Source organism: Streptomyces kebangsaanensis (assembly GCF_001906585.1).
GTDB classification, from domain to species: Bacteria; Actinomycetota; Actinomycetes; order Streptomycetales; family Streptomycetaceae; genus Streptomyces; species Streptomyces kebangsaanensis.
In genome coordinates this window covers 16457-21161 of the sequence record NZ_JUJA01000142.1, presented here as the reverse complement: position 1 = coordinate 21161, position 4705 = coordinate 16457, and the positions used below count along the sequence as shown (strand labels likewise).

Annotated in this window: 3 protein-coding genes; all 3 read left to right on the top strand. The window is 74.8% G+C overall.

Annotated features, from left to right (window positions below; translation table 11 throughout):
• On the top strand, nucleotides 1-986 hold a 986-nt coding region (gene eccE, locus RH94_RS21065), incomplete at its 5' end, for a type VII secretion protein EccE (protein ID WP_234425921.1).
• 5 nt (nucleotides 987-991) lie between these two features.
• Entirely contained in the window at nucleotides 992-1759 is a 768-nt protein-coding gene (locus RH94_RS21060) for a hypothetical protein (protein ID WP_073949089.1), read from the top strand.
• Nucleotides 1760-2057: 298 nt separating this feature from the next.
• A partial coding sequence (locus RH94_RS21055; protein WP_073949071.1) for an SCO5717 family growth-regulating ATPase occupies nucleotides 2058-4705 on the top strand: 2648 nt, incomplete at its 3' end.

The window sequence follows — 4705 nt, the reverse complement described above, 5'->3', positions numbered from 1 at the left end:
GGCGGCGGGCCGCGAGCACCCCGGCGCCGCCCGGCGTCGAGCCGGGACTGGCACCCGCCGTCGAGTGCGAACCGGCCCTGCGCACCTGCTCCTACGGCGGCCGGGACCGACGCCCCGTCGGGATGGTCGGGGACGGGACCTTTCTCAGTGCCGTCGTGCAGGTGGAGGCCGACGTCACGGCGCTGCGGGCCGATCGGGGGCGGCAGCCGTTGCCGGTCGGGCTGGTGCGGGACGCGCTGGACGTGGACGGGATACGGCTGGAGTCGGCGCAGATCGTGCTGCACACGCAGCCCGCGCCGGCGCTGCACCTGCCGCAGCACTCGGTGGCCGTGACCAACTACGCGCCGCTGCAGGAGCAGACCGGGGCGCCCGCGGTGCGCATCACGTGGATCGCGCTGAAGCTCGACCCGGAGCTGTGCCGGGAGGCGGTGGAAGCGCGGGGCGGTGGGCTCGTGGGAGCGCAGAAGTGCCTTGCGCGGGTCGCCGATCACCTTGCCAGCCGGCTGACGGGGGCCGGGTTCCGTACGACCCTGCTCAACGAGGAGGAGCTGACCGCCGCCATCGCCACGTCCGCGTGCGCCAACCCGCTGGTGACGGCGGAGGCCGGGCGGAGCGGGACGCGGGAGCGGCGGACGGAGGAGTCCGGCCGCAGCTGGCGTTGCGACAACCGCCGCCACACCACCTACTGGGTTCGGCGCTGGCCCCCACTGGGCGGCCGCGGCCCGGCCCTGCCGCAGTTCGTGGCGCTGCTCACCAGCGTGCCGGCGCTCGCCACGACGTTCAGTCTCACGCTCTCGCGCGCGGAGCGGCAGGAGGCGGCGCTGTGCGGACACGTACGGGTCACCGGGCGCAGTGACGACGAACTGGTGGCCGCGCGGCGCGCGTTGGAGGATGTCGCGCGACGGGCGGGCGCGGGACTCGCCCGCCTGGACCGGGAGCAGGTGCCCGGCATGCTCGCCACACTGCCCCTCGGAGGTGCCCGGTGACCGCCATGTCCACACGGGCGGTCGACCCTTCGGGTGAGGTTCCGCCTTCTGTCGCCGAGCGGCTGCGGGGGCGGTTGCGCAGCGGCCTCGGGCTGATCGGTCCGCGGCACGGGCACCACACGCTCCCCCCGGAGCAGCTGGACGCGCTCGCGCTGCCCATCGGGGACGACGGCGTCGTCATCGGCGTGGACGCCGAGGGGCAGCCCGCCGTTCTGGGGCTCAACCGGCCGACGCCGTACGACGTCGTGCTCATCGGCGGTCTGTGGACGGCGCAGGTCCTGGCCCTGCGCGCGGCGGCCACCGGGGCGCGTGTCGCCGTGGAGACGGGCCGGCCCCGGTCCTGGGTGCAGATGGTGCACGCCATGGGCGGCGGTCAGAACGGACTGGCCGTGTACGAGGTGGGCCGGGTGCCCCCGCAAGGCGCGTCGGCCGGCACGCCCGTGCTGGTCGTGCGGGACTGCGGCATGCGGCCGCCGCGCGGCCGGGTCGTGTCGGGCCCCTGGCAGTCGGTGCTGACCCTGCTGCCGTACATGAGTCCGGTGGCCCCTCGGCTGATACGGCAGGCACGGCTCGTCGGCGTCCAGCGGATCTCGCCGGACGAGGCGGCCGACCTGAGTCGCACCATGGCGTTGCCGCGGGCGGACGTGGAGTCCCTGCCGACGCTCGCCGACGGCCTCACGCTGTGGTGCGCCGACCGGGACCGGCAGTACGTGATGACCCGACCCACCGATGCCGAGACCGGGTTGTTGGGCAATCCGCGGCGGATGGACTGAACTCTCCCTTCTCGCCCGGTTCGTTCGGGACTGACGTGGTGTGGTGGCGGCCGGCCACGTCATGTGCCGGGCGGGCGTGGCCCGGTGGGCGCGTGTTGGGGGGTGGACGGGCCTGCCGGGGTGTGGCCCGTGGTGATTAGGCTGGGAGCGGGCGCGACGGCAGTACCCGCGGGCCGGACGTCGACGGCCCCGGGGGAGCCGGTGGACCGGACTGCCTCGAACGACTACGGACGACTCGGAACGACACGACATGGTCGCCCCGGCAGCATGAGGGTGCTCGACCACACCAGGAGGAACTGTGAACAGCGATCGGGACGGGATCCGCGGGGGCTGGGCCACACCCGACGATGACCAGCCCGACGCGGAGTCGGCCATCGAGACGACCGGCGAGTTCACCATCGACTACGCGCCGCCCGCCTGGTACACGCAGAACGCGTCGAGCGGTTCGGGGTCCGGGGGCGGGGAGGCGGGAGAGTCCTCCGGTTCGCCGGCTCCGCCGGCTCCCGCGCCGGGAGCGTCCTTCACTCCGCCTCCGGCGTTCCAGCCGGGCGGTGCCTACACGCCGCCCGTGCCGCCCGTGCCGCCCGCGCCGCCGGAGGGGAACCCGGTGGCCGTGCCGCAGCTTCCGGCGGACAGTGGGTTCGAACCGCAGGAGCAGGGGGCGGGTCCCGGGGCCGGTGACCTCGAGAGCGGTGCCACCATGCGGATCTCCGCCGGTGCCCCGAAGCGGGAGGTCGCGGAGCGGACCGACGCGCAGGGTGAGACGCCCGGGGCCGAGGTCCGGGAGGACGAGTCCGTCGCGCCGGCGGAGGGAGAGGACCGGGCCGCGGAGGACACGGGGTCGGACGAGCGTGGCCCGGAGGGGGAGGCCGAATCCGCCGAGTCCGCCCATTCCACCGAATCCGCCGACGGGACCGGGGCGGTGCAGCCCGTCGCCGAGGTGTCCGGTGACTCCGAGTCCGCCGAGGGCGAGCCGAGCGGGGCCGGAAGCGCCCCGGCCGCGGACACGGACGCGTCGCACGCCACGGATGCCGGGGCGGCGGAGACCGGCGACGCGGACGCCGCTTCGGCCGGCACCGAGCCCGCGGGCGGCGAGGCCGAGGAGTCCGCTGCCTCGGCCGCTCAGCCGGTCGCGGCCGAGCCCCAGGACGCCGCCGTCCCGCAGGACGTCGTCCCGCAGGACGCGCCTGCCTCCTGGACTCCCCCGCCGGTCCCGCAGGGGCCGGTGCCGCCGCTGCCGCCGTCGTACCAGCCCGCCGCACCCGCTCCGGCGGCCCAGTGGCCCAGCCAACCGCAGCCCCACCCGGCCGCGCAGCCGCAGCCGCAGCCGCAGCCGACGGCACCGCAGGGGCCGCCTCCCGAGTCGGCCCAGCAGCCGCCCTTCCAGCCGCCGGCGCCGCAGCCGGCCCCCGCTGCCTGGAACCAGGCGGCCGCCCCCGCAGCCCCCCAGCCGGGATACGGCTTCCCCCAACCCGGCGCCCCGGGCACGCAACAGCCCCCCGCCCAGCAGCCCATGAACGCCCCCGCCCCACCGGCCGGCCCCCAACCGGGATACGGCTTCCCCCAACCCGGCACCCCGGGCACGCAACAGCCCCCCGCCCAGCAGCCCATGAACGCCCCCGCCCCACCGGCCGGCCCCCAACCGGGATACGGCTTCCCCCAGGCACCGGGCGCCATCCCCAACCCGCCCGTTCCGCCCAGCGGTTACGGCTTCCCCCAACCGCCCCAGCAGCCTCAGCAGCCCGACCCGGCTCAGGCTCAGCAGCCCGTCGATCCCCGGCTCGGGACCGGCTGGCCGCAGCCGGTGCAGCACGACCAGCGGCAGCCGACCAATCCGGGGGCCGCTCCGCTCGGTTACACGGCGGCCGTGGAGCTGTCCTCCGACCGGCTGCTCAACAACAAGAAGCAGAAGGCCCGCAGCGGCCGGCCGGCCAGCCCCGGGCCCCGGTTCAGGATCGGCGGGAAGAAGGAGGAGGCCGAGCGGCAGCGGAAGCTGGAGCTGATCCGTACGCCGGTGCTGTCCTGCTACCGGATCGCCGTGATCAGTCTCAAGGGCGGTGTCGGCAAGACGACCACCACCACCGCGCTCGGCTCCACGCTCGCCACCGAGCGGCAGGACAAGATCCTCGCCATCGACGCCAACCCGGACGCCGGTACGCTCGGCCGCCGGGTGCGCCGGGAGACCGGGGCCACCATCCGTGACCTCGTCCAGGCGATCCCGTACCTCAACTCCTACATGGACATCCGGCGGTTCACGTCCCAGGCGCCCTCCGGGCTGGAGATCATCGCCAACGACGTCGACCCGGCCGTGTCCACGACGTTCAACGACGAGGACTACCGCCGCGCGATCGACGTGCTGGGCAAGCAGTACCCGATCATCCTCACCGACTCCGGCACGGGCCTGCTCTACAGCGCCATGCGCGGTGTGCTCGACCTCGCCGACCAGCTCATCATCATCTCCACGCCGTCCGTGGACGGTGCGAGCAGCGCCAGTACGACGCTGGACTGGCTGTCCGCGCACGGGTACGCCGACCTGGTCGCACGCGCCCTCACCGTGATCTCGGGTGTGCGCGAGACCGGCAAGATGATCAAGGTGGAGGACATAGTCTCCCACTTCGAGACCCGTTGCCGCGGGGTCGTCGTGGTGCCCTTCGACGAGCATCTGGCCGCCGGTGCCGAGGTCGACCTGGACATGATGCGGCCGAAGGTGCGGGAGGCGTACTTCCACCTCGCGGCGTTGGTCGCCGAGGACTTCGTACGGCATCAGCAGTCGCACGGACTGTGGACGTCCGACGGCAACCCGCCGCCGGTCGCGGCCCCACCGCTGCCGGGCCAGCCCGTACCGGGGCAGCACCCCTACCCCGGGCAGCACCCCTACCCGGGACAGCCGGGGCAGCAGGTCCCGGGACAGTTCGCTCCCCAGCAGCAGCCCGCCCAGCCGTACCC